The 23,204-nt window shown below is 70.1% G+C and carries 22 protein-coding genes; 19 read left to right on the top strand and 3 right to left on the bottom strand.

Going from position 1 to position 23,204, the window contains the following annotated elements:
* The first annotated feature begins 3 nt into the window (after positions 1-3).
* From ACIRG6_RS05235 to ACIRG6_RS05185, 11 genes are all read left to right on the top strand, one after another.
* Positions 4-750 (top strand): ABC transporter ATP-binding protein, encoded by a 747-nt coding sequence (locus ACIRG6_RS05235; protein ID WP_403320813.1) that lies wholly within the window; start codon positions 4-6, stop codon positions 748-750.
* Entirely contained in the window at positions 747-1,757 is a 1,011-nt protein-coding gene (locus tag ACIRG6_RS05230) for an ABC transporter permease (protein ID WP_403320810.1), read from the top strand. The genes ACIRG6_RS05235 and ACIRG6_RS05230 overlap by 4 nt, the downstream gene beginning before the upstream one ends.
* Before the next feature lie 54 nt (positions 1,758-1,811).
* Positions 1,812-2,978 (top strand): substrate-binding domain-containing protein, encoded by a 1,167-nt coding sequence (locus ACIRG6_RS05225; RefSeq protein WP_403320808.1) that lies wholly within the window; start codon positions 1,812-1,814, stop codon positions 2,976-2,978.
* Positions 2,978-4,375: an FAD-binding oxidoreductase gene (locus ACIRG6_RS05220; RefSeq protein WP_403320807.1), complete on the top strand. Its 1,398-nt coding sequence runs from the start codon at positions 2,978-2,980 to the stop codon at positions 4,373-4,375. Before ACIRG6_RS05225 ends, ACIRG6_RS05220 begins: the two co-directional genes overlap by 1 nt.
* Before the next feature lie 2 nt (positions 4,376-4,377).
* Positions 4,378-5,151: a creatininase family protein gene (locus ACIRG6_RS05215; RefSeq protein WP_403320805.1), complete on the top strand. Its 774-nt coding sequence runs from the start codon at positions 4,378-4,380 to the stop codon at positions 5,149-5,151.
* Positions 5,152-5,191: 40 nt separating this feature from the next.
* The gene (locus ACIRG6_RS05210; protein ID WP_356498838.1) at positions 5,192-5,620 is read left to right on the top strand and encodes a cupin domain-containing protein; all 429 of its coding nucleotides are present in this window, start codon (positions 5,192-5,194) and stop codon (positions 5,618-5,620) included.
* Positions 5,617-7,233, top strand: coding sequence for an amidase (locus ACIRG6_RS05205; protein ID WP_403320802.1), 1,617 nt, complete (start codon positions 5,617-5,619; stop codon positions 7,231-7,233). Before ACIRG6_RS05210 ends, ACIRG6_RS05205 begins: the two co-directional genes overlap by 4 nt.
* Positions 7,226-7,978 (top strand): cysteine hydrolase family protein, encoded by a 753-nt coding sequence (locus tag ACIRG6_RS05200; protein WP_403320800.1) that lies wholly within the window; start codon positions 7,226-7,228, stop codon positions 7,976-7,978. Before ACIRG6_RS05205 ends, ACIRG6_RS05200 begins: the two co-directional genes overlap by 8 nt.
* On the top strand, positions 7,975-9,036 hold the full coding sequence (locus ACIRG6_RS05195; protein WP_403320798.1) for an acetamidase/formamidase family protein: 1,062 nt from the start codon (positions 7,975-7,977) through the stop codon (positions 9,034-9,036). The genes ACIRG6_RS05200 and ACIRG6_RS05195 overlap by 4 nt, the downstream gene beginning before the upstream one ends.
* 225 nt (positions 9,037-9,261) lie before the next feature.
* Positions 9,262-10,101, top strand: a complete 840-nt coding sequence (locus ACIRG6_RS05190; protein WP_403320796.1) for an SDR family oxidoreductase — start codon at positions 9,262-9,264, stop codon at positions 10,099-10,101.
* A 396-nt stretch (positions 10,102-10,497) separates the two neighbouring features.
* Positions 10,498-10,929 carry an ASCH domain-containing protein gene (locus ACIRG6_RS05185; protein WP_403320793.1) on the top strand — a complete coding sequence of 144 codons (432 nt, stop codon included), beginning with the start codon at positions 10,498-10,500 and terminating at the stop codon, positions 10,927-10,929.
* A gap of 336 nt (positions 10,930-11,265) precedes the next feature.
* Here ACIRG6_RS05185 and ACIRG6_RS05180 read toward each other — a convergent pair whose 3' ends face one another.
* Complete coding sequence (locus tag ACIRG6_RS05180; protein ID WP_365021993.1) at positions 11,266-12,288, bottom strand: VOC family protein; 1,023 nt, start codon at positions 12,286-12,288, stop codon at positions 11,266-11,268.
* Positions 12,288-13,181, bottom strand: coding sequence for a ketopantoate reductase family protein (locus ACIRG6_RS05175; RefSeq protein ID WP_365021995.1), 894 nt, complete (start codon positions 13,179-13,181; stop codon positions 12,288-12,290). Before ACIRG6_RS05175 ends, ACIRG6_RS05180 begins: the two co-directional genes overlap by 1 nt.
* A gap of 258 nt (positions 13,182-13,439) precedes the next feature.
* Between ACIRG6_RS05175 and ACIRG6_RS05170 the strand changes: the two genes are divergently transcribed.
* The 5 genes from ACIRG6_RS05170 to ACIRG6_RS05150 all read left to right on the top strand — a co-directional run bounded on the left by ACIRG6_RS05170 (position 13,440) and on the right by ACIRG6_RS05150 (position 17,870).
* Positions 13,440-14,342, top strand: coding sequence for a LysR family transcriptional regulator (locus ACIRG6_RS05170; RefSeq protein WP_364825466.1), 903 nt, complete (start codon positions 13,440-13,442; stop codon positions 14,340-14,342).
* Between the two features lie 623 nt (positions 14,343-14,965).
* On the top strand, positions 14,966-16,552 hold the full coding sequence (locus tag ACIRG6_RS05165) for an acyl-CoA mutase large subunit family protein (RefSeq protein ID WP_364825463.1): 1,587 nt from the start codon (positions 14,966-14,968) through the stop codon (positions 16,550-16,552).
* Positions 16,553-16,592: 40 nt separating this feature from the next.
* Positions 16,593-17,015 carry a cobalamin B12-binding domain-containing protein gene (locus ACIRG6_RS05160; RefSeq protein ID WP_364683943.1) on the top strand — a complete coding sequence of 141 codons (423 nt, stop codon included), beginning with the start codon at positions 16,593-16,595 and terminating at the stop codon, positions 17,013-17,015.
* Positions 17,016-17,103: 88 nt separating this feature from the next.
* Positions 17,104-17,319: a DUF6009 family protein gene (locus tag ACIRG6_RS05155; protein ID WP_403321792.1), complete on the top strand. Its 216-nt coding sequence runs from the start codon at positions 17,104-17,106 to the stop codon at positions 17,317-17,319.
* On the top strand, positions 17,289-17,870 hold the full coding sequence (locus ACIRG6_RS05150; RefSeq protein ID WP_364683945.1) for a dihydrofolate reductase family protein: 582 nt from the start codon (positions 17,289-17,291) through the stop codon (positions 17,868-17,870). The genes ACIRG6_RS05155 and ACIRG6_RS05150 overlap by 31 nt, the downstream gene beginning before the upstream one ends.
* Before the next feature lie 71 nt (positions 17,871-17,941).
* Here the strand turns inward: ACIRG6_RS05150 and ACIRG6_RS05145 are convergent, their stop codons facing one another.
* Positions 17,942-19,867: an acyl-CoA dehydrogenase family protein gene (locus ACIRG6_RS05145; RefSeq protein WP_364683947.1), complete on the bottom strand. Its 1,926-nt coding sequence runs from the start codon at positions 19,865-19,867 to the stop codon at positions 17,942-17,944.
* Between the two features lie 289 nt (positions 19,868-20,156).
* Between ACIRG6_RS05145 and ACIRG6_RS05140 the strand changes: the two genes are divergently transcribed.
* From ACIRG6_RS05140 to ACIRG6_RS05130, 3 genes are all read left to right on the top strand, one after another.
* On the top strand, positions 20,157-20,858 hold the full coding sequence (locus ACIRG6_RS05140) for a ScbR family autoregulator-binding transcription factor (RefSeq protein ID WP_364683949.1): 702 nt from the start codon (positions 20,157-20,159) through the stop codon (positions 20,856-20,858).
* Positions 20,859-20,949: 91 nt separating this feature from the next.
* Complete coding sequence (locus ACIRG6_RS05135) at positions 20,950-22,200, top strand: cytochrome P450 family protein (protein WP_403320790.1); 1,251 nt, start codon at positions 20,950-20,952, stop codon at positions 22,198-22,200.
* Positions 22,201-22,339: 139 nt separating this feature from the next.
* Positions 22,340-23,113 (top strand): thioesterase II family protein, encoded by a 774-nt coding sequence (locus ACIRG6_RS05130; protein ID WP_364683953.1) that lies wholly within the window; start codon positions 22,340-22,342, stop codon positions 23,111-23,113.
* Positions 23,114-23,204: the final 91 nt, after the last annotated feature.

Genomic DNA, 23,204 nt, shown 5'->3' with positions numbered 1-23,204 from the left:
GACGTGGCGACAGCAGTGCAGACGGCGCTGAGCTTCGTAGCCGTCGACAAGCGTTTCGACAGCGGGACCACCGCGCTCTCGGGAGTGGAACTTGGCGTCGGCGCGGGCGAGTTCGTCGTAGTCGTCGGCCCCTCCGGTTGCGGCAAGTCCACCCTGCTGCGGCTCGCCTCCGGGCTCGATGCCCCCAGCGCGGGCGAGATCAGCACCCCGGGCGGGAACATCGGTTACGTCTTCCAGGACGCCACCCTGCTGCCCTGGCGCAGCGTCCTCGCCAATGTGGCGCTGCCGGCCGAACTGGCCGGCTGTCCCAAGACCGAACGGCACGAGCGCGCCATGGACGCCATCCGTCTCGTTGGCCTCAGCGGCTTTGAGGGGCAGTTGCCGGGACAGCTCTCGGGCGGGATGCGGATGCGGGTCTCGCTGGCCCGCGCGCTGATGATGCGCCCCGCGCTCTTCCTCTTCGACGAACCTTTCGGCGCGCTGGACGAGATGACCCGGCTTCGTATGCAGGAAGAGCTCCAGCGGATCTTCGGCGAGACAGGGTTCGCGGGTCTCTTCATCACGCACTCGGTGACCGAGGCGGTCTTCCTGGCCAACCGGGTCGTGGTGATGTCGGACCGACCTGGACGCATCGTCGCCGAATTCGACGTCCCGTTCGCCCACCCCAGGCCCGCATCGCTGCGTTACGAACCGGAGTTCGCCGCGATCGCGGGCGCGGTCTCCGGGGCCCTGCGAGGAGACGCCCAGTGACCACGAACACCCCGGCCGCCGGCGCGCCGACTGCCCACGCAACCACGGCCGCCTCGGTCACCGTCGGCCCGAGCAGCGAACCGTCTGCCGCGTCCGAACCGGCCGTCACCGGTTCGAGCGCTGCCGCTCCGGCCCACGAGGGGAAGACCCCCGTGCACCAGTCCGACGCTGCCGCCGACTCCACGGTCGAGACCTTCACGGCCACCGAGGCGTCCGTCCGTACACGCCGCAGCCCTGTCGCGCTGCTCGCTCCCATCGGCTCGCTCGCCGTCGCCATCGGTTTCTGGTACGCGGTGAGTTACCTGCTCCTCGCCCCCGCCCGCCGCTTCCTCGTACCGCCCCCGCACCAGGTCCTCCAGGTCGCCGTCCTCGACTGGACCCACCTCCAGCCTATGCTCCAGGCCCTCGCCCGCACCGCGCAGGTCGCCCTCGCCGGGCTCGTCATCGCCGCCGTCCTCGGCATCACCGGGGCCGTCGTGATGAGCCGCGCCCGATGGCTGGAGCGCTCCCTCTATCCGTATGCCGTCATCCTGCAGACCGTCCCGATCCTCGCCATCGTCCCCCTCATCGGCCTCTGGTTCGGCTTCGGCTTCACCAGCCGGGTCATCGTCTGCGTCCTCATCGCCCTGTTCCCGCTGATCGCCAACACCCTCTTCGGACTGCAGTCCGTGGACCGCGCCCACCACGACCTCTTCACCCTCCAGAAGGCGGGCCGCTGGAACCGCCTGCGCAAGCTCGAACTGCCCGCGGCGCTCCCCGCCATCTTCACCGGGCTGCGTACCTCCTCCGGGCTCTCCGTCATCGGCGCGATCGTCGGCGACATGTTCTTCAAGCAGGGCGCACCCGGTATCGGCACCCTCCTGGACGTCTACCGCTCACGGCTTCAGTCCGAGGACCTCTTCGCCGCGATCATTCTCGCCTCCCTCTTCGGGGTCGCCGTCTTCGCGCTCTTCACGTTCCTGTCCCGCCTCGCCGTCGGTTCCTGGCACGCGTCCGGCCGCAGCTGAGCCGGCCCACCCCCCTCTCCGCCTCCTCGTCAGAGCCCCTCCCGGGAGACTGCCATGCCATTTTCCTCCAGAAGATGCCTTGTCGCGGGACTGAGTACCTCGCTCCTCCTCGCCGCCACCGGCTGCGGCGCCGGCGCCACCACAGCCGGGTCCTCTGCCGACCTCAAGCCCGCCCCCGCTGCCCAGCGCCTCGACAAGGTCTGTCCCGCCACCGTCGTCGTCCAGGCCGACTGGGAGCCCGAGGCCGAACACGGTCCGATCTACAACCTCGTCGGCCCCGGCTACACCGTCGACACCGACAAGAAGCGGGTCACCGGCCCCCTCGTCATCGGCGGCAAGGACACCGGCATCAAGATCCAGGTACGTGCGGGTGGTTCGGCTGTCGGATACCAGACCCCCGCCTCGGAGATGTACATCGACCAGTCCATCACTCTCGGCATGGTCACCACCGACAGCGCCATCCAGACAGCGGGCAAGCAGCCCGTCACCGCGGTCGCCGCGCTGATGAAGAAGAGTCCGCAGGTCCTGATGTGGGACCCCAAGACCCACCCGGGCTGGAAGACCGTCGCCGACATCGGCAAGAGCGGCGCCAAGGTCGTCTACCGGGACGGCGAGGTCTTCGCCCCCATGCTGGTGACGAAGGGGCTCATCAAGAAGAGCCAGCTGGACGGGAGTTACGACAGCTCACCGTCCCGTTTCGTCGCCGACCCCTCCATCGCGCAGCAGGGCTTCGCGACCGCGGAACCGTACCTCTACGAGCACGAGATCGCCGCCTGGAAGAAGCCGGTCAAGTTCCAGCTGCTGGCCGATGTCGGCTACACCGTCTACCCGCAGGCACTCTCCGTCCGCTCCGGCGCACTGAAGAAGCTCAGCCCCTGCCTGAAGAAGCTGGTCCCCGTCATCCAGCAGTCGGCCGCCGACTTCGCCGCCGCACCGGACACAGCGATCACGCTCATCGACGACATCGTGAAGCAGTACGGCACAAGCTGGGTCTACTCCAAGGGCACCGGCCAGTACGCCGCCAAGGAGATGGTCAGGCTCGGCATCCTCGGCAACGAGGCTGACGGATCGATCGCGAGCTTCGACGAGAAGCGCGTCGCCGACTCCCTGAAGACCTTCGGACCGATCTTCACCAAGGGCGGCGTCAAGATACCGGCCGGACTGAGTGCCGACGACCTGGCGACCAACGAATTCATCGACACCAAGATCGGAATGAAGTGATGGCCGTCGACCCCAAGGGCACGACCCTGTCCGCCGCCGAACTGCGCCGGATGACCGAACTTGTCGTAGACGACGCGCTGCTGGGCGTCTGCTCAGGTGCCACGCACCGCACCCGCGGCATCGACGCATTCTGTGCAGAGGCTGCCGCATTGCTGGGCGAGGATGCCGTCGTACGCGAGGACTCCGCCCTCGACAAGGCGTCCCGCGACTGGGCGCACATGTCGCCGATCCTCGCCGCCAAGCTCCCCGCCGGTCGCGCCGAGGTGGTGCTGCGCCCGTCGTCGTACGAGCAGATCCAGCCGCTCGTCGCCCTCGCCCACCGCCTGCGCATCCCGCTCACCCCGCGCGGCAAAGGCACCGGCAACTACGGCCAGGCGATCCCGCTCCACGGCGGCGCAGTACTCGACCTCACCGGATGCGGACGCATCCTGGGCGCGGGCGACGGGTGGATCAGGGCCGAGGCGGGCGCAAAGATGTCCGACCTGGAGGCGCATGCGCGCACGCTGGGCCAGGAACTGTGGATGTTCCCCTCCACATTCGGGACATCGCTCGGCGGCTTCCTCTCCGGTGGGAACGGCGGCACGGGATCGCTTGCCAACGGCACCAACGGGGAGGGCTTCGTCAGGGAGCTGACCGTCGTCCCGTGCACAGCGGAGGCCGAGCCCTTCACCGTACGCGGCGAGGAAGCACTCCCGTACATCCACGCCTACGGCACCACTGGCATCACCACGACCGCGACCGTCGCACTTCAGCCGGCCCGCGTCTGGACCGGTCTCTTCGCCTCCTTCGGCACTTGGACCTCCGCCACCGCCGCGCTCGGCGACCTCGTACGCCTGGAGCCCGCCCCGCGCCTGGTCTCCCTCGACGAGCCCGGCCTCGTCGAGACCTTCGAGGCCGACCCGGCCCTCGACCCGGCCGCGCTGAGCGTCCGCGCGATCATCGAGGAGCAGGCCGGGGACGATGCCCGGGCGATCATCGAGAGCCGCGGCGGCCGGGTGACGGAGGTACGTCCCGCCCCGCACGGCCCCGCCCTCATCTCCTCGCTCTCCTTCAACCACCCCACGTACCACCTGATGAAGGCCAAGGACGGCTACTTCCACCTGGAGATCGGCGGCGACGTACTGCTCGGCGACCCGGCGGCGGTCAAGGCCGTCTTCCCCGGCACGGTGCTGCACCTGGAGGGGATGCGCTCGGGTCCCGTCGGCATGCTGATGGCGCACTACCAGGACGAAGCCACTGTGTACGAGGGGATCGCCGCCCTGGAGGCACTGGGCGTAGGAGTCCATGACGTCCACAACTGGTACGTCGACCGGCGCCTCGACCTCGTCCGTGCCACCGCCCGCACCGCCGATCCGCTGGGGCTGCTCAACCCCGGCCACCTCCTGGGAGCGCGCTGACCGTGGCGTTCAACCGCTTCACCGACCTCAGCGGACCGTCGGTCACCGACCTGTCCGCCGACACTGTGGCCGTCCTTCCGGTAGGCGCGATCGAACAGCACGGTCCCCATCTTCCCGTCGCCACCGACTACTTCATGGCGGAGGCGATAGCAGGGGGCGCAGCGCTGGCCGCATCCGAAAGCTGTGACATCACGCTGCTGCCGGGCCTCGCGTACACCAAGTCCGACGAACACGCCTGGTCGCCCGGTACGCTGTGGCTCAGCGCCTCGACACTCTTCGCGGTCCTGGACGACCTGGGACGTTCTCTCGCCATGGGGCCCGTCCGGCGGCTCGCATTCCTCAACGCGCACGGCGGCAACAGCGCGCTGCTGGGAGTCGCCCTGCGAGAACTCCGCACCAGATACGGTTTGTTCACCTTTCTGCTGCACGCCACGCTCCCTGCGGACCAGGGCGGCGCGTCCCCGTCCGGCGAGCTGGGTCTGGGGGTGCACGGCGGGCTGAACGAGACCGCGGCGATGCTCCACCTCCGCCCGGAGACGGTGGACATGTCGCTGGCCGAGCGAAGTGTCCCCGCGCACCTGACCGCCTACGAGCACATCGGCTTCGGCAAGTCCGTCTCCTTCGGCTGGACGAGCGACGACTTCGGCACAGGCAACGGCGTTATCGGCGACCCCACCGGAGCCACGCCCGAACTCGGCCGCAAGCTCGTCGACACCGCCATCGCCAACAACGCGGCCGCACTGCGCGAATGCGCCCGCTTCCTGCCTTCCGCCTGACCGCCTTCTTCCTGAACGCCTGACGCCGAGGACACCCGCCATGGCCATACCCCCGCTCCACAAACCGCTCCGTGAGATCACCGCCCACCACATCACCGAAGGCGACACGGTCAAGCTCGCCGTCCTCACCGGACCGACCGACGGCTCACCGACCACCGTCGTCTTCGAGGTGTGGGAGCCGGGCGGCGCCCAGCCGCTCAACTGGCACCCCGAGTCCGTGGAGACCTTCGTGGTGCTCGCGGGCGAGGGCCGCGCGGTCAGCGATGAGCACGAACGCGACCTCGCACCGGGTGATGTCCTCGTCCTGCCCCTCGGCTCCAAGCACCGGATCACCAACACCTCGGCCACCGAGCGTCTCTACACCCTCACGGTCATGTCCCCCGACGAGGGCTTCGCCGATCTGATCCAGCGCGGCCCCTTCGCGGTGCTCGACGACGCGGACCTGGCCGTCCTCGGAGCCGCCCGATGAGCACTGTGCCTTCCCGAGGGGCAACCCCCGGACCCCCGGCCGGACAAGCAGGCCGGCCCACCACGCCCCACCGCCCTCGCGGGGCGAACCGCAGCGAACTCCTCGACGCCTTCTGGTCGTACGAACAGGCCCTCGGGGCCAATGACGTGGCGGGCCTCGACCACTGGTTCCTGGACGCTCCGGACACGGTGCGCGCCGAGGGTTCCATGGTGCTGAGCGGGCACGCGGCCATCTCGGACTTCCGTCGCGGCCGCAGCGGGGGAGCCCCGGCCCGTACGGTCGAGCGCGTCCACGAGGTGCGGATCGCCGAGGACGTCGCCGTCCTGTCCGCCGAAACGCTGCGGGCCTGCGGGGCGCGTGGGATGCAGACTCAGGTGTGGCGGCTGACGGCGGAGGGCTGGCGGATCGCGGCCGCGCACGTCAGCGCGGTGCCGGAGCCGGTGGCCGAGGATGCTCCGGACCCCGCGGTGTGGCGGGTCGTGGGCGAGCCGCTGGTCGCCGGGGCGGAGGCGGGGCCGCTCGCAGGTGTACGTACTGCCATCAAGGACCTCTTCGCCGTTGCCGGACAGCGGATCGGCGGGGGCAACCCGCAGTGGCTGGCCGATGCGCCGATGGAGTCCCAACACGCTGACGCAGTAGGGGAGTTGATCAGCGCGGGCGCTGATCTCACCGGGATCGCCCAAACCGACGAACTCGCCTACAGCCTCGCCGGGACCAACATCCACTACGGCACCCCCGTCAACCCCGCTGCCCCCGGCCGGATCACCGGCGGTTCCAGCAGCGGCCCGGCGGCGGCGGTCGCCCGCGGTTGGGCGGATCTGGGGCTGGCCACGGACACCGCGGGCTCGATCCGGGTCCCCGCCTCCTACTGCGGCCTCTACGGCTGGCGCCCCACCCACGGAGCCGTCCCCACCGGCGGCCTGCTCCCGCTGGCCCCGTCCTTCGACACGGCGGGACTGCTTGCTCGGGACCCCCACCTGCTGCATACAGCGGCGAAGGTGCTCCTGCCCCGGGACGACGAAGCCCCGATGACGACGCTTCTGGTCGACGACGTCCTCACCGCGCTCGCCGAACCCGAGGTCCAGGCATCCTTCGAGGCGGCATGCCGGGCGCTCTCCCTCCGTATCGGCCTGGATCTCGTACGGACCGACACCGGCATGGCCCCACACCTGGAGGAGTGGCTGCACGCCTTCCGTACCGTCCAGGCGGCCGAGGCGTGGGCCGCGCACGGGGAGTGGATCGAGAAGCACCCAGGCGCGCTGGGGGCCGACATCGAGGCCCGGTTCGCCGGGGGGAGCCAGGTCACGGAGGGTGAAGTGCGTGACGCCACCTCCGGGCTCCTGTCCGCCCGTTCGGTCATCGTCGAAGCCCTCCCGCCCGGTACCACGATCCTTCTCCCCGCCACGAGCAGCCCAGCCCCCCGCGCCGATGCGACATCGGCCGAGGTCGAGACCGTACGAGCCGCAACCATCCGCCTCACCTGCCTTGCCTCGCTCGCCGGGCTGCCCGCCGTCACCATGCCCCGGCTGCGGGTCCGCGACCTCCCGGTCGGCCTCTGCGCGATCGGCGCACCGGGCACGGACCACGCCCTCCTGGACCTCACCCATGCCTGAGATCGGCCCCAACTCCCGCAACGCCTGGAGCGCGGACGCCACACACGTCGACCTTCGCCGCCCGCAGCGCCCGGCCCGCCCCGTGACCGTGGAGGCTCAGCCCCAAATCCTGACGCTCGACCTGGCCTCAACGGCGATCGTCGTCGTCGACATGCAGAACGACTTCTGCTCGCCCGACGGCTGGCTGGCCTCGATCGGCGTTGACGTGTCCCCGGCCCGCACCCCCATCCCCGTACTCCAGCGGCTCCTCCCCGCCCTCCGGGCGGCCGACGTCCCCGTCGTCTGGCTCAACTGGGGCAACCGCCCCGACCGCGCGAACCTCCCGCCCGGCGTCCTCCACGTCTACGACCGGGAGGGAACCGGAGGCGGCCTCGGCTCCCAACTACCCACCGGGGCAAGGGTCCTGGAACGCGAGAGCACATCCGCCGACATCACCGCACCCCTCTTTGCGGCACCCGGCGACCTGAACATCGCCAAGTACCGCATGAGCGGCTTCCAGGACACCGAACTCGACAGCGTCCTGCGCAATCTCCGCGCCGACACGCTCCTCTTCGCCGGAGTCAACGCCGACCAGTGCGTCCTCGCCACCCTCATGGACGCAGCGAGCCTCGGCTACGACGTGCTGATGCTGGAGGACGCGGTGGCCACCACCTCACCCCCGTACTGCATGGACGCCACCGTCTACAACGTCCGCCAGTGCTTCGGCTTCACCCTCACCGCCGCCGACCTCCAGGAAGCCCTGTGACCCTCCTCCAGCCCCACCGGGGTCCCGTCGACGGCGACCACTACCTCCCCGCCGACCCGGCCGCGGTCCACTGGGGCCTGCTTCCCAACGCCCTTTCCAAGCCGTCCCTTTCGGTGCCTTCAGGCGCGAGCGTCACCCTCGACACGATCAGCCACGAGGGCATCCTCGCCGACCAGGGCCGCGACCCGGCCGCCTTCTTCGCCGTCGCCGGCATCCACGGCGTCCTCCACGAGACCGCCGAACTCGCCGCTTCCACCCGCCTTCACGACCCCGCCGCCCACGGCCCGCACGTTGTCACAGGACCCGTCCACATCCAGGGGGCCGAGCCCGGCGACGTACTCGAAGTGGAAGTCCTCAGCCTGCGCCGCCGAGCCCCCTACGGCGTGATCAGCAACCGCCACGGCAAGGGCGCACTCCCCGGCGAATACCCCCAGGGCCCCGGACCCGACCCGGTCAGCCTGGTCGCCACCGTCGACGACGACGGCCGTGGCCGCCTCCCCGTGGGCGACGGTCGCGACATCCGCTTCCCGCTCCGTCCCTTCCTCGGCATCATGGGCACCGCCCCCGACACCGAAGCCCCGGTCCACTCGGTGCCTCCCGGCCCGCACGGAGGCAATCTCGACGTACGCCACCTCGGCGTCGGCGCTCGCCTCTTCCTCCCCGTTGCCGTCGAGGGCGCCCTCTTCTACGCCGGCGACCCGCACTTCTCCCAGGGCGACGGCGAAGTGGCCCTCACCGCCTTCGAAGCCCCTCTGCGCGCGACCCTCCGCCTCACCGTCCTCCGCGACCCCGCCCTGCGGCGACTCGCATCCCGCCTGCGCGCCCCCTTCGCCGAGACCGACACCGAGCACATCGTCATGGGCCTGGACACCGACCTCGACGAGGCGATGCGCCATGCCGTACGCGACGCCCTCACCCTCCTCGACGAGCGCTTCTCCGTCCCTGGCCCGATTGCCCTCGCCTACCTCAGCGCGGCCGCCGACTTCCAGGTCTCCCAGGTGGTCGACATCGTCAAGGGTGTCCACTGCCGCATTTCCAAGGCGGACCTGACCTTCTGACGGCAACCCGCAGCCGTCCACGGTGGGTGGCTGCCCCTGCACGGCGGATATGCAGGGCAGCCGAGCGATACCCGCAGTGCACGGCGAAACTGGGCTGCTGCAACGGTCAAAACACTGCATCCCGCCTCGCCCGTCTACTGCCTCTCACGCCTTCTTGACTGGCCGGCCGGTGATTTCTGTGGAAGTGTCCCTGAGCGGTGGCACTCGCCCGTAGCGTGAGGCGCCATGACTGTGCTGATCATCGGCGGCAGCGGCTTCCTGGGGGCCGAGCTCGTGCGCCAGGCGGTATCCGCGGGCCAGAGCCCGGCCGCCACGTTCCATTCCCGCCCCGGCAGCGACGGAGCGGCATGGCATCACCTCGACCTTCGCGACTCCGCCCGCTTGGAGGAGCTCCTAGACACGGAGGCTCCGGCCGTGGTGATCAACGTGACGAGCGGTGGAGCAGACTGGTCGGTCACCGCCGAAGGCGGTATCCGACTTGCCCTGGCTGCAGCCGGCCGCGGCATCCGCCTGGTGCATGTGTCCAGCGACGCGGTCTTCTCCGGCACTGGCCGCGGCCGGTACGACGAATCCTGCCTTCCGGACCCGCTCACGCCGTACGGGGCTGCGAAGGCGGCTGCTGAGACTGCCGTACGTCTCCTGTGCCCCGACGCGGCCGTCGCCCGTACCTCGCTGATCATCGGCAAGGGCCGGTCGGAGCACGAGCAGCTGGTGCACGCGCTGGCTACCGGCAACCGGCAGGGTGCCCTGTTCACCGACGACATCCGCTGCCCCGTACACGTGACCGACCTGGCCGCCGCCCTGTGGGAGATCACCCGATCCGCCGCTGCCGGTGTCTTCCACCTCGCCGGCCCGGATGCCCTGAGCCGCTACGAGTTGGGCGAGCTCATCGCCCGTCGTGACGGACTCGATTCCGCCCGGCTGCCCTCCGCACGCCGCTCCGGTACGGGACTGCCCGGCGGGCTCGACGTACGACTCGACAGCCGCATCACCCAGCAGAAGCTGAGCACCCGGCTCCGGGGCGCCCGCGAGTTCCTGAGCGGGAACGGCCCGGAGCTGAGCTGACAGGCGTGCTTTCTGATCCTGTGGAAGGGGCACGGGTCCCGCAGGGCGGCCTTCGGGCAGCCGCGGGAGAGGGCGGTCTTGCGGCCGGGCCCTGGAAGCCCGCGCCGGGATACCCAGGACAACGCCCGCGCCTATGGCTGCACGGCGTACACGTACCTGCTGAAGGGCGCTCTGGGGTCGTCCGCACCCACGTCGTTCGCGTACTCTCCGAGTGTCCACAGTGCCCCGGAGCCGCTGCCGTCGTAACTCAGGTCCTCACAGCCGAGGTTCAGCCGGGACCTGTGCCGGCGAACCGTCCGGCTGCCGCCCGATACCGCATGAAAGTGCTTGCTATGGGTGGGAGCGAGCGGAGCGGTGGCCCTTGATCAACGCTGCGGGGCTTCGTACCCTCGCTCGATGGGACATGACGACCTTCCGGCCCTTGAACTCGCTTTCCCCGGTCCGGAACGTGACCGTGGTGTGGCGGCGATCCTGAGCGGTCAGAAGACCGCGCTCACGGGTCTCCTTGAGATCTACGAGCACGCCGGGGAGGCAGTGCCGATGACCGGTCAGCGATTTTCGGTGCTTGATTCCGAGGGTCGCCCGGCCGCCACGATCGAGGTCGTCGACGTGCGCGTCGTTCCCATGAAGGAGATCGACGACGACTTCGCGCGAGCCGAGGGGCGCGGCTACTCCGACGTAGCGCAGTGGAGGGCAGCCCACGAAGAGTTCTTCCGGAGCGATGGCGTGAGCGAGTACCTGGGACGCAGCCCAGTCATTGATGACCACACTCTTGTCGTTGCGGAACGCTTCCGAGTGGTCGAGCCCGAAGGCTCGGGTGGTCCGTGAGCCGAGCTTCTCGCGGCTGCGGACCTGGTCGGACTTCTCCGGAATTGTGCACGCGCTTGTTGTGCGCAGGTAGGCGCGGTTCGCGCCGCGTGCCGTAGGCCTTATCGGCACGGACCCGGTCGGGCTTGGTGCGGGGCCGGCCGGGGCCGACGCGGGGCACCCGGTGCCCTTCAATACAGGCTGGAACTGCGGGCTGTCGCTCCTCGGGCCGCGGTGTCGAGCAGGGGCAGAGGCTTCTGTCCCTGCTCGACAGCGAGGTGCAGCGTGGTGGTCAGTCCGCCGCGCGAGGGTCCGAGGCCGTGGCCGTCGGGCTCAGTGTCAACGCCACCAGGAGGCTCACGAGTTCGATTCGGCCGCCGGACGGGGGTTGTAGGTGCTGATCTCGATGAGGTTGCCGTCCGGGTCGCGTAGGTAGGTACTGGTGATGGGTCCTTGGGCGCCGGTTCGCGGCACAGTGCCTTCCAGTACGGGCACTCCGCAGGCGGTCAGATGGGCCAGGACCTGTTCCTGCGGGATGTCGGTGGCCAGGCACAGGTCTGCGCTGCCAGGGGTGGGGTGCGTGGCGTGCGGGAGAAGCTCGCCGCCGGCCTGATGGAGGTTGATCTTGCTGGCGCCGAAGGTCAGTGCGCGGCGACCCTCCCCGAAGGTGACCGGGCGCATGCCCAGTACGCGTTCGTAGAAGTCGACGGTGCGTTCGATGTCGGCGACGGTCATCACCAGGTGGTCCAGGCCGGTGATCCGGATCCTCGGCCCCGGTCCGAGGGAATCCCGGCCCAACTGCCGTTCGCAGGCGTCCCGTGCCGCGGTGGAGAGCAGATCCTGTGAGCGGGTGAACAGCCGGTGCAGGGCGGGGCCGTGGCGCTCGGCGAGGTCGGGATTGTGCGCGAGTACGTCGAGTTCGTTGGCCGCGGTGATCTCGACGAAGGCGCGCACGTCCGACGGCGAGGGGGTGTGCTCGCGGTCGGTGAAGCGGTCGCGGAAGACCACCGGTCGCCCGCTCGCCAACCGGGGATACACGACCGCGCGGTCACAGCCGGCGTAGAGGAAGACCAGTGCCTCGGCCCGTTCTCCGATCAGCTCGGCGAGAAGCGCGCGCTCGTCGGTGCCCATCAGGGCGTGGTCGAACCCGTCGGTTCCGTACATCGCGTGACACAGGCCGGCGGCCTGCAGGTCCGGATCGGCGCCCCACTTCGCCAGCAGGCGTGCGACGCGGTTCAGGTGGTCCAGGAGCGTACCGCCGGGATGCTCTGTCTCGCCGGCGCCTCGGGCGCGCAGGAAGGCCTGGACAGCGGGCCAGGCCGCCGCAGGGTCACGGTCGCTTCCTGGTGAGCCGCCATCGGATGGGACAGATCGCCGCATCAGGCCTCCTGGGTCGTCAGGCGTGCGACCTCTGCCACCAGTCGGGCCGTGATCGGGGTCTCGACGTGGTGGGCGGCGCCGGCGCGGAGGACCGCTCCGCCGATGGCATCGACTTCGAGGGGGCGTCCTGCCTCGGCGTCGCGCTGCATGGAGGACTTCATGGTGTCCGGGACGCGATCGAAGAAGGAGAGTACGGTCTCGGTCGTTACCGGTGCGCCGGCGGCCCGGGCCACGGCGGTGATCTCGTCGAGCACGGCGAGCAGTTCCGGGCGCAGGTCGCCGCGGACGGTTCCGACGTCCGCGCGGTGTCGGGTGGTCAGCAGGGCGAGCGGGGCGAGGAAGGCGAGCTTGTCCCAGAGCATCGCCGTCTCGTCGCTTCGCAGGGTCACGCCGAGACCGGCGTGCCGCAGTTGCTCCGCGAGCTCGCTGAGGGGAGAGGCAAGTTCGAGGTTGGCGAAGGGGCTGGTGTGGTGGATGCGCCCTGGTGCGGTGCGTGTGGCTTCGACCCTGATCGTGCCGGCGACGACCTCGGCCGCGGGGTAGCGATCGCGCAGCAGGCCGAGGTGGTCGAGGCCGTTGAGCAACGGGATCACAACCGCGTTGCCGAGGGCGGGGGCCGGGACGCGGTCGAGTGCCTCGTCCAGGGAGGTCTGTTTGACCGTCACGAAGACGGCGTCCACCGCCTCTCGCAACCGTGTGTCCGCCTCGACCGCTGCGGTGAAGTCCCCGTACCGGGAGCTTTCGACGTGCAGGCCGCCCTGGCTCAGTGCGACGGCGGTCGGCTCGCCGGCCAGGCAGATGACGCGGTGCCCGTCACGGGCGAGGAGGGCACCGATCAGGCCTCCGACACCACCCGGTCCGAGGACGGCCACCGTCAGCGGGGTTGTGTTCATCTGAGCTCCTGTCGTCCTTGGGGGACCCGTTCAGCCGGGCTGAGGCCGACGGGAGCCAACGGGAGGAGTGGCGCGTGGACCACGGCGTCTCCCTTCGGCGTGAAACGGGTCGACACCCGCCGGCCGCTCACCGCACCGCGTCCGGAACGGGTGAGCGACGGGCGGGTTGCCGCCCTGGGCAGCAATGATCAAGCGCCCCGCAACCCAAGTCAATCAACGGATTTACTGGCATCACTCCAAGCGATACCTTGGGTCATCGTGACTCTCGACGATCTCCGCGTCTTCGCCGCGGCCTGCCGAGCCGGCTCGCTGAGCGCGGCGGCCCGTGACCTTTCCTGCACGCAGTCCGCGGTCAGCCAGCACGTGAAGCGGCTGGAGCGGGAGTTGGGCCTGAGCCTCCTGGAACGGCACACGCGAGGCGTGGTGCCCACGCCGGCCGGACACACGCTGAACGCGGCGGTCACCGAGGGCCTGGGCAGCATCGACCACGCACTGCGCCGGCTCGACGAGGCCGCGCGCGCGGAAGGCGGATCGGTACGGGTCACGACGGGGGCAACGACTGTCCGGCACTTCATGGCCGCCGCCGTCGTCGACTTCCGGCGGCGCTTTCCCCGGACCAGCCTGGAGTTCCAGACCGAGACCTCCAGCCGCGGCTGCTTCGACGCGCTCGCAGCCGGCCGCGTCGACCTCGCCTGGATCACCCTGGGGCCCACAGATCGCGCCATTGAGCAACGCCCCGTCGTCGAAATCCCCTGGGCGCTCGCCGTCTCGGCGTCCGACCCGCTCGCGGACAAGGCCCGTGTCGAACCGGCCGACCTGCAGGACGCCCGGCTCATCGGGCTTCCGCAGAACTCCACCTCCCGCCTGCAACTCGGCGCCTGGCTCGCGGAAGCCGGGATCCGGCCGGTCTTCGACACCAGCGTCACCGACTGGGACACCGCGATCCTGCTGGCCGAACTGGGACTGGGCCTCGCCGTCGTCCCGGCACTGCCCGCCTGGAGCGGCCCCGGACACCCTGACCTGCGACTGATCCCCATCCCCGCGCTCCCCGCCCTCACCGCGGGCTGGGCGGTACGCCGCTGGGACGCCCTCTCCCCGCTGGCCCGCGGGTTCGCCGAGGCCGTCGCGCACCACTGCGGCAAGCAGACCGTTCGAAAATAGCCGCCGGCCACGACGGGCCGGCAGTTCCTTTCGTCAGGGATGCGCGCGCCCCCCGCCCGGTTCCGGCGGGGGCGGCCACGTCGGCGGTGGCCGGCGAGCCAGGCGAGGAGCGCATGGCCGGGGCCGGTCGCTTCGGCCTCTGCGGACTCCGCCGGGAGCTTCCTCGCGAGACCCAGACTCAGCGTTTCGAGCTCATCGCCGACCTGCGCGGCAGCCTGGACCGACTGCTCGACACGGCAACACGAGGCCGCCAGGCCTCCTCTGCATGCTCTCCGGCAGAGCGCTGACGACGTAGTGGAGTGCGTCCAGGCGCTGGGGGCCGACGCGCCATCCGACCTTGCCGTGGCGGTACGGCACCTCAGTACCTGGCTGAAAGACTCACGGCGGGAACGTCGAGGCGTTCAGCGAAGGGACCGGCCATCAGGCTGACTACCGAGACAACCGCGGCACACAACCGCTGGGGCCGGGTCATGCCAGAAGTATGCACACCCCGCTACAGCGCGTCGGCGTCGCGGCTCGTGTTCAGGCGCCTCAGTGGCGCGCTAGCGGTGCTCGAGAGATGTCTCCAAGGCTGTACGGGCGCGGCGCGACGACCGCCATGACGTACCCGGGGGCAATGACCGATGCGCGAAGTCAGAACATCCGAGTCCGGACTGCCCATCGAGCCGGTCTACGGGCCGGAGGCTCTTGAGGGCTGGGATCCGGCGGAGCGGCTGGGGGAGCCGGGGGCGTTCCCGTATACCCGTGGCGTGTATCGGTCGATGTACACCGGTCGACCCTGGACGATGCGGCAGTACGCCGGCTTCGGTACGGCGACGGAGTCCAACGCCCGTTACCGGCAGCTGATCGCGCACGGCACGACGGGCCTGTCGGTCGCCTTCGACCTGCCCACCCAGATGGGTCACGACTCGGATGCCGCCATCGCCCACGGCGAGGTCGGCAAGGTGGGGGTGGCGATCGACTCGATCGACGACATGCGGGTGCTGTTCGGCGGCATCCCGCTGGACAAGGTGTCGACGTCGATGACGATCAACGCCCCGGCGGCGTTGCTGCTGCTCCTGTACCAGCTGGTCGCCGAGGAACAGGGGGTGGCCGCGGACCGGCTCACCGGCACGATCCAGAACGACGTGCTGAAGGAGTACATCGCCCGGGGCACCTACATCTTCCCGCCCAAGCCGTCGCTGCGGCTGATCGCGGACATCTTCCGGTACTGCCGGGCGGAGATGCCGCGGTGGAACACCATCTCCATCTCCGGCTACCACATGGCCGAGGCGGGGGCCTCGCCCGCGCAGGAGATCGCCTTCACCCTGGCCGACGGCATCGCGTACGTGCGCACCGCCGTCGCCGCGGGCATGGACGTCGACGACTTCGCACCCCGCCTGTCGTTCTTCTTCGTGGCCCGCACCACCCTGCTGGAGGAGGTGGCGAAGTTCCGTGCCGCGCGGCGGATCTGGGCGCGGGTGATGCGCGAGGAGTTCGGCGCGCGCGACCCCAAGTCGCTGATGCTGCGCTTCCACACCCAGACCGCCGGGGTGCAGCTGACCGCCCAGCAGCCCGAGGTGAACCTGGTGCGGGTCGCCGTGCAGGGCCTGGCGGCAGTGCTGGGCGGCACCCAGTCGCTGCACACCAACTCCTTCGACGAGGCCATCGCCCTGCCCACGGACAAATCCGCCCGCCTCGCCCTGCGCACCCAACAGGTCCTCGCCTACGAAACCGACGTCACCGCCACCGTCGACCCGTTCGCCGGGTCCTACGTCATCGAGAAACTCACCGACGACGTCGAAACCGCGGCCGTGGAACTGATGGACAAGATCGAGGAACTGGGCGGCGCCGTCGAGGCCATCGAACGCGGCTTCCAGAAGAACGAGATCGAACGCAACGCCTACCGCATCGCCCAGGAGACCGACTCCGGCGAGCGGGTCGTCGTCGGCGTCAACCGCTTCCAGCTCGACGAGGAAGAGCCCTACGAACCCCTGCGCGTCGACCCCGCCATCGAAGCCCGCCAGGCCGAACGCCTGGCCGCACTGCGCGCCGAACGCGACCAGCCGGCCGTCGACGCGGCCCTGACCGCCCTGCAGAAGGCCGCCCAGGGCGACGACAACCTCCTCTACCCCATGAAGGAGGCGCTCAAGGCCCGCGCCACCGTCGGCGAGGTCTGCAACGCGCTGCGCGAGATCTGGGGCACCCATGTCCCCGGTGACGCGTACTGAGCTCATGTCCCGTACCCCGTCGATGCTTTCGAGGAGTCCGATGCCGACCGACACTTCCGGCGTACCGATCCGTGTGGTGGTCGCCAAGCCGGGCCTGGACGGTCACGATCGTGGCGCCAAGGTCATCGCCCGGGCGTTGCGGGACGCGGGGGTGGAGGTCATCTACACCGGTCTTCACCAGACGCCGCGGCAGATCGTGGACACCGCCGTGCAGGAGGACGTCGACGCCATCGGTCTCTCGGTGCTGTCCGGTGCCCACATGACGCTGTTCGCCGATGTGTTGACGCTGCTGCGGGAGGAAGGTGCGGGGGACATCACGGTGTTCGGCGGCGGCATCATCCCCGAGGCCGATGTCGAGGCGCTGCGGCGGCTGGGGGTGGCTGCCCTCTTCACGCCCGGCACGCCGACTCATGCGGTCACCGACTGGGTGCGGGAGAGCGTGCGGGTCGAGAGCCGTTCGTAAGCCGCTTGAGTCTCTTCGGTCGCTGTTCCAGGAGCGGCTGGTGAGTGTCTGACGGCGGGGCGGCTGGACAGCGACTGAGGAAGAGTGACTGCCCGAGGGCCTGTACGCCAAGGGGGCCCCGGCCGAGTCGATCGACCCGGGCACGCTCGCCGCACGGGTGAAGGGCTGCAAGATGCAGCGTTCCGAAGGCGGTCAGGCCTCAACTGCCCGGCGGGCGGTGTCACGCTGCCGCTGCGACAGGCGGTCGTCACGCTTGCGATATGGTTGGTCACTATGCGCAAGCTCACCTACTTCGTCGCTGTGACCCTGGACGGCTTCATCGCCTCTCCCGATGCGGACCACGGCATGTTCCTCGAGGGCCAGGATCACGGGGCGTGGGTGCTCGAGCATCTGCCGGAGACCGTCCCGACCGCGGTGCGGCAGCAGGTCCCCGGTCTCGACGGGAGCGGCAACCGGCGGTTCGACACCGTCCTGATGGGCCGCGGCACCTACGAGCGCGGTATGCGTGACGGAGTCACCAGCCCTTATCGGCACCTTCGGCAGTACGTCGTCTCGGCGAGTCTGGACAGCACCCCCGACTCCGCGGTGGAGGTGGTCCCGGGAGACCCGCTGGACTTCGTCCGGATGCTGAAGAAGGAGGACGGGCTCGACATCTGGCTGTGCGGCGGCGGGAAGGCCGCCGCGGCGCTGCGGGACGAGATCGACGAACTCATCGTCAAGATCAACCCGGTCGTGATCGGTTCGGGCGTCCCGCTTTTCGACTCCGGCTATTCGCCGCAGCGTTACGAGGTCGTCTCGGGCCGGGTCTTCGACAGCGGCGTCACGATCATGACCTACGCCAAGGGCCGGCCGTGAGGCACGTCGGCCCGCGACCGGGGTGGTCCGTGCCCGGGCGGTGTGCCGGACACGGACCGTGTGGACGGCTGTCAGGAGCGGCCTGCTCCTGAGCCGGGCTGTTCGCAGTGCTCCTGGCCGATGCGCCCCCCGCCGGCGATCGGAACAGTGGCAAGGAACTCCGCCGGCAGGTCGAAGGCGTCGGCGAGTGCCATGGTGTGGGGGGCCAGCCGGGCGACCAGGTCGTTGACGGTGGACCAGAGCGAGCGGACGTGCTCGGCTGTCATGTGGTTGTCGGCGAGCAGGAGTCCGCTGTGGGCACTGAGCTGCTGGAGCAGGAAGAGGCGGCACAACTCCTCCAGTACCCGGCGGGCTTCGGGGTCCTCTGCCCGGGCCGCGGCGGCCGTGAAGGCGTCAGCCGCCTGGAGGCAGGCGTAGGCGGAGACCATCTCCAGCGCGGGTGCCGACGCCTCGTTCCAGCGGCCGAGCGGGTCGCCCTTGGGGCCTGACCGCAGGGCGTCGCGTGCCCGGGTCTGCCAGCCGGTGACGACCTCGGCCAGCAGCTCGCGCAGGAACGACAGGTCGGTCAGCGGTCGGTCGCCCGGCGCGTCCCCGGCCGCGGGCCGGTCGTCGCCCTGGCGGTCGAAGAGCATCTCGGAGGCCGCCTTCAGCCAGATCACCAGGTTGTCGCCCTCGGCGGTGATGCCGCCCTCCACGTTCGACGGCAGGTCGGATATGCCGTTGACGGGGAAGAAGCCCTGGGCGCCGCACCGCTCGCGGGACTCGGTGGTGATGGCGCGGGCCTGCCAGGTGATCCAGCCCTTGGCGACGGCTACCAGGCGCGCGGTGTCCTCGCGGTCCTCGGGGGAGTGCCCGACCCAGCGGGTGAGTACGGACCGGTGCAGGAAGCTCATGGCGTAGGCCTGGGCCAGGGAGTGCAGGAGCCGGCCGTGGTGGCTGCGGTGGGCCATCAGCGGCACGCGCAGTCCTCGTCTGGGGCCGCTGATCTGACGTGAGTGGGCGTGCCGGACCGCGATGACCAGGGAGGCGCGGGCCATGCCGAGGGTTCCGGCGCTCATGCAGAGCTTGCCGGTGGTGACGCGGTCGATGGACTGCAGGAACCGCTTGCGCGGGCTGCCCATGGTGCTGGTGAAGGTGCCGTGGGCGTCGAGGCGGCCGTGGTCGGCCTGGAGCAGGGCCTCGTGGGGGAGCCGGACGTGGTCGAACGACGTGAGGCAGTGGTCGACCGGGGTGCCGGTGCGGTCGGGCAGCCGTCGTACGTGGACGCCGGGCAGGTGGCCGTTGTCATCGCTCAGCGGTGTGAGGAAGAGGTAGACCCCCTGGTCCTCGCCGTCGATCAGCAGCCGTGCGGCCACGACGGCGGTCTTGGGGCCGCCGGTGAGGCTGGTGTTCGGCATGAACTTCTGGGCTCCGGGTGTGGGCGTGTTCAGGACGAACTCGCCTGTCTCCCGGTCGAGTTCGGCTGTGGTCTGCAGGGCCGGTGCGTCGTTGCCGTGATCCAGTTCCGTGCACAGGAAGGTGCCCGTGCGGCGCATGGAGGTGAAGTCGGACAGGTCCCGGCCGGCGCTCTCGTGGTCGAGGAGGCTGCCGAGGAACAGGTTGTAGTGGATGCTCGCCAGCGTGCACAGGCCCCCGTCGACGACGCCGGTCCATTCGTGCAGCGCGGCGAGCCGCTCGGGATCGCGGGCCAGTTGCTCGGGCGAGTCGATCACCTCGTTGACCTGGCGGAGCCGGTCGTAGGAGAGCGCGACCCGCTGCTCGGGCGTCAGGCCCGGCCGGTGGTGAAACCTTTCGTCGGTGAGCAGGCCGCGCCAGGCTGCGTGGACGGGCGTCCGGCTGTCCCCGTCGAAGAGGAGCCGGGCGAGTTCCCCGCTGAGGATTCTGTGCGGCGGCTGCTGCGGTGTCCGGGCGGTCCGCTCGCTCCGGCAGGAGTCCTCGGCGAGCGGGAACACGACGGTCCCGGAGGGAAGATGGCCAGGAAGAAGCGCAGTTGTCATGAAACCCCCGTAGAAGCGCGGTGCGCGACTGATGGAAGCCGGGGGGAGCCCCCGCTTCCGTGCCGTTGGTCATCGGCGCGGCCCATCCTCCCCTTCTCAACCCAATTGGGGAAGTCTTGAAAAACCGATTGATCGGTTTTAAAGTGAGGACTCGCTTGCGCCACCGTCCGTGCAGACACAGGAATCTTCGCGGTTCACCAGGCTCTTCCCATCCACGGGGACGGGAGTGGTGAGGTCAGTCTGCATGCGGAACAATACCGACTGGTCTTTTCTGATAGGAGGAAGAACGGTGGCGCTGCAGGAACGGGCGATCCGGACACGCAGGGCAATCCTCGTGGCCGCGGCCGAAGTGTTCGACGAGGTCGGATACGAGGCTGCGACCATCACCGAGATCCTGAAGCGGTCCGGTCTGACGAGGGGCGCCCTGTACTTTCACTTCGGTTCCAAGGAGGAACTGGCCCAGGGGGTTCTGGCCGTACAGGTCGACGCTCTCCCGCCGGTCCCCAAGCAGGAGCTCAAGCTGCAGGAGTCTCTGGACGAGGCCCTGCTGCTGGCCTATCTGCTCAGGCGGGAGACCGGCGACCCGATTGTCCGCGGCAGTGTGCGGCTGACCATCGACCAGGGGGCGGCCCAGGGAGGGCTCGACGCGCGGATTCCGATGCAGGCGTGGGTCGAGCACACCCATGCCCTGCTGAACGAGGCGAAGACGAACGGCGAGCTGTTGCCGCACGTCGACACGCTGAGCCTCGCCAAGCTCGCCGTCGGGGCGTTCACCGGAGTGCAGGTGCTGTCCAACATCATGACCGACCGCGAGGACATGCCGGAGCGGGTGACCGACCTCTACCGGAACCTGATGGCGGCCGCCGCGGTGCCCGCGGTGCTCTCCCGTCTGGACTTCGGGTCCGGCCGGGGCCCGCGGATCTACGAAGAGGCCGTGAAACTCCGTCAGGCCGACGCGGAGCCGGAGGTCGCCCAGGGCGCCGTGCGGTGATGCGTCCGGGGGGCCGGGTACGACGCGTTCCTGCTGTGTGATCGGTGTGCCCGACGGGCACGAAGCAGCCAGTTATGAGGGGGAAACACAGATGGAAGCGACTGCCTGCCCATATGCGCTCGACGTGCAGGGGCGCGACCTGCCCGGCGAGGCCGCGATGCTGCAACGCACCGGCCCCGCCGTCGAGGTCGAACTGCCCGGGGGGGTGCGGGCCTGGGCGATCACCCGGCAGCGGTACATCAAGCAGCTGCTCACGGATCCGAGGGTGTCCAAGGACGCCCGGCAGCACTGGCCGGCGTTCGTCGAGGGGCACATCTCCGACGAGTGGCCGCTGTATCCGTGGGTGGCCAACGAGAACATGCTCTTCGCCTACGGCGAGAAGCACACCCGGCTGCGCCGGCTGATCGCCAGCGCCTTCACGGTGCGGCGCACGGAGGCCCTGCGGCCCCGCGTCGAGGCGATCACCGCCGAGCTCCTCGACGACCTGGCGCTCCTGCCGGCCGGAGAGCCTGTGGACCTGCGCGCCCACTACGCCAAGCTGCTGCCCCTGCGGGTCATATGCGAGCTCTTCGGCGTCGCGGAGGACCTCAGGCAGCCGCTGTGCACCGCGCTGGAGATGGTGTTCAGCACCTCGGCGGCCGCGTCGGAGATGGCCGCGGCGCAGCTGGAGGTCTTCGGGATGCTGGGCGAGCTGGTCCGGCAGAAGCAGGACCGGCACGGCGACGACCTGACGTCCGCCCTGATCGCCGCCCGGGACGAGGACGGGGCGCTCAGCGAGGAGGAACTGCTCGGCACCCTCTACCTGATGATCGCGGCCGGCCAGGAGACGACCTGCACGCTGATCGGCAACGCGGTGGGCGCGCTGCTGGCCGACCCCGGGCAGCTGGACCATGTGCGGGCCGGGCGTGCCGACTGGGGCGACGTCATCGCCGAGACCCTGCGCAGCCGCAACCCGGCGGCCTACTCGCCCATGCGTTTCGCGGTGGACGACATCGACCTGGACGGGGTGCTGATCGGCAAGGGGGATCCGATCATCGTCTCCTTCGCCGCCGCGGGCATCGACTCCGGACAGCACGGGCCGGACGCCACCCGCTTCGAGCTGATGCGGCCCGGGCGCCGTGACCACATCGGCTTCGGGCACGGCGTCCACTTCTGCATGGGGGCTCCGCTGGCCAGGCTGGAAACCGTCAGCGCTCTGACCGGGCTCTTCGAGCGTTTTCCGCGGATGGAGCTCGCCGTACCGGCGGACGAGATCGATCCCGTGCCGTCCTTCATCGTCAACGGGTACAGCTCGCTGCCCGTGCTGCTGGGCAGCCCGGCGGGGAGCGACCCGGAGAAGTAAACCAACTGTCCGGTTTATCGGAGGGCGGGGTAGGGCGGCCGACGGCCGTTCGAGCCGCCCTCCACGGATGCTCCGGCGCCGCGAGACCGCCACATGACTGGATACGGGTCGACCCGAACCAGCAATGGGGGAGAAAGACATGGCGGCAAGCCCCGGAACACGCAGCCCCTACTTCACCGTCTATCGCCCGTCCCCGGACGCCTCCGTCCGTCTGGTCTGTCTGCCGCACGCGGGCGGTGCAGCCAGCTTCTACGTCCCCGTGGCCCAGGCTCTCGCCCCCCGGGTCGAGGTCCTGTCCGTGCAGTACCCGGGCCGGCACGAGCGGCACAACCACCCGCTCGTCCCGGACATCGGCACCCTCGCCGACCGGATCGCCGACGCCCTCATGGGGTGCACCGACCGCCCCTACGCGCTGTTCGGCCACAGCATGGGCGCCATCGTCGGTTTCGAAGTGGCACGCCGGATGGAGGACGCGGGCCGCGGCCCCGTCGAACTCTTCGCCTCCGGCAGCCGTGCGCCCTCCGTGGAGCGGCGCGGCGAGGTGTGGCACCGCAGCTCCGACGCCGAGTTCGTCGCCCGGGTGCAGTCCATGGGCGGTGCCGGATCCGAGCTGCTCGACGACCCCGACATCCGGCGGATGCTGCTGCCCGCCCTGCGCAACGACTACCGCGCCATCGAGCAGTACGAGTACCGGAGTCAGCCTCCGCTGGTCTGCCCGGTCACGGCCTTCGCCGGTGCCGACGACCCGCGGGTCACCGTCGCCGAGGTGCGCTCCTGGGCACACCACACCACCGGACCGTTCAGCGTCGAGGTCCATCCCGGAGGGCACTTCTTCCTCGCCGACCACCGCGAAGCCGTCCTGGACACGGTCACCGGCCACCTGGGGGACCGGGCGCTGCGCCCGTGCCCTTGAGAAACGCTAGGAGTCCGTCGAGTCCGGGCCGATCGGCGTTCGAGTGGTCGTCGAGTCGTCGTCGGCACAGTCGTCAACAGCCGAGGCGCGC

This window comes from Streptomyces flaveolus (assembly GCF_044765825.1).
GTDB lineage: Bacteria > Actinomycetota > Actinomycetes > Streptomycetales > Streptomycetaceae > Streptomyces > Streptomyces flaveolus.
Note: the sequence above shows the minus strand (reverse complement) of the source record. Positions and strands in the feature narration are given on the sequence as shown.

Excerpts from the sequence above, each read along its gene's own strand:
- ACIRG6_RS05225 (WP_403320808.1), top strand. The coding sequence starts at position 1,812 with ATGCCATTTTCCTCCAGAAGATGCCTTGTCGCGGGACTGAGTACCTCG.
- ACIRG6_RS05220 (WP_403320807.1), top strand. The coding sequence starts at position 2,978 with ATGGCCGTCGACCCCAAGGGCACGACCCTGTCCGCCGCCGAACTGCGC.
- ACIRG6_RS05210 (WP_356498838.1), top strand. The coding sequence starts at position 5,192 with ATGGCCATACCCCCGCTCCACAAACCGCTCCGTGAGATCACCGCCCAC.
- ACIRG6_RS05205 (WP_403320802.1), top strand. The coding sequence starts at position 5,617 with ATGAGCACTGTGCCTTCCCGAGGGGCAACCCCCGGACCCCCGGCCGGA.
- ACIRG6_RS05200 (WP_403320800.1), top strand. The coding sequence starts at position 7,226 with ATGCCTGAGATCGGCCCCAACTCCCGCAACGCCTGGAGCGCGGACGCC.
- ACIRG6_RS05190 (WP_403320796.1), top strand. The coding sequence starts at position 9,262 with ATGACTGTGCTGATCATCGGCGGCAGCGGCTTCCTGGGGGCCGAGCTC.
- ACIRG6_RS05185 (WP_403320793.1), top strand. The coding sequence starts at position 10,498 with ATGGGACATGACGACCTTCCGGCCCTTGAACTCGCTTTCCCCGGTCCG.
- ACIRG6_RS05180 (WP_365021993.1), bottom strand. The coding sequence starts at position 12,288 with ATGCGGCGATCTGTCCCATCCGATGGCGGCTCACCAGGAAGCGACCGT.
- ACIRG6_RS05175 (WP_365021995.1), bottom strand. The coding sequence starts at position 13,181 with ATGAACACAACCCCGCTGACGGTGGCCGTCCTCGGACCGGGTGGTGTC.
- ACIRG6_RS05165 (WP_364825463.1), top strand. The coding sequence starts at position 14,966 with ATGCGCGAAGTCAGAACATCCGAGTCCGGACTGCCCATCGAGCCGGTC.
- ACIRG6_RS05160 (WP_364683943.1), top strand. The coding sequence starts at position 16,593 with ATGCCGACCGACACTTCCGGCGTACCGATCCGTGTGGTGGTCGCCAAG.
- ACIRG6_RS05150 (WP_364683945.1), top strand. The coding sequence starts at position 17,289 with ATGCGCAAGCTCACCTACTTCGTCGCTGTGACCCTGGACGGCTTCATC.
- ACIRG6_RS05145 (WP_364683947.1), bottom strand. The coding sequence starts at position 19,867 with ATGACAACTGCGCTTCTTCCTGGCCATCTTCCCTCCGGGACCGTCGTG.
- ACIRG6_RS05135 (WP_403320790.1), top strand. The coding sequence starts at position 20,950 with ATGGAAGCGACTGCCTGCCCATATGCGCTCGACGTGCAGGGGCGCGAC.
- ACIRG6_RS05130 (WP_364683953.1), top strand. The coding sequence starts at position 22,340 with ATGGCGGCAAGCCCCGGAACACGCAGCCCCTACTTCACCGTCTATCGC.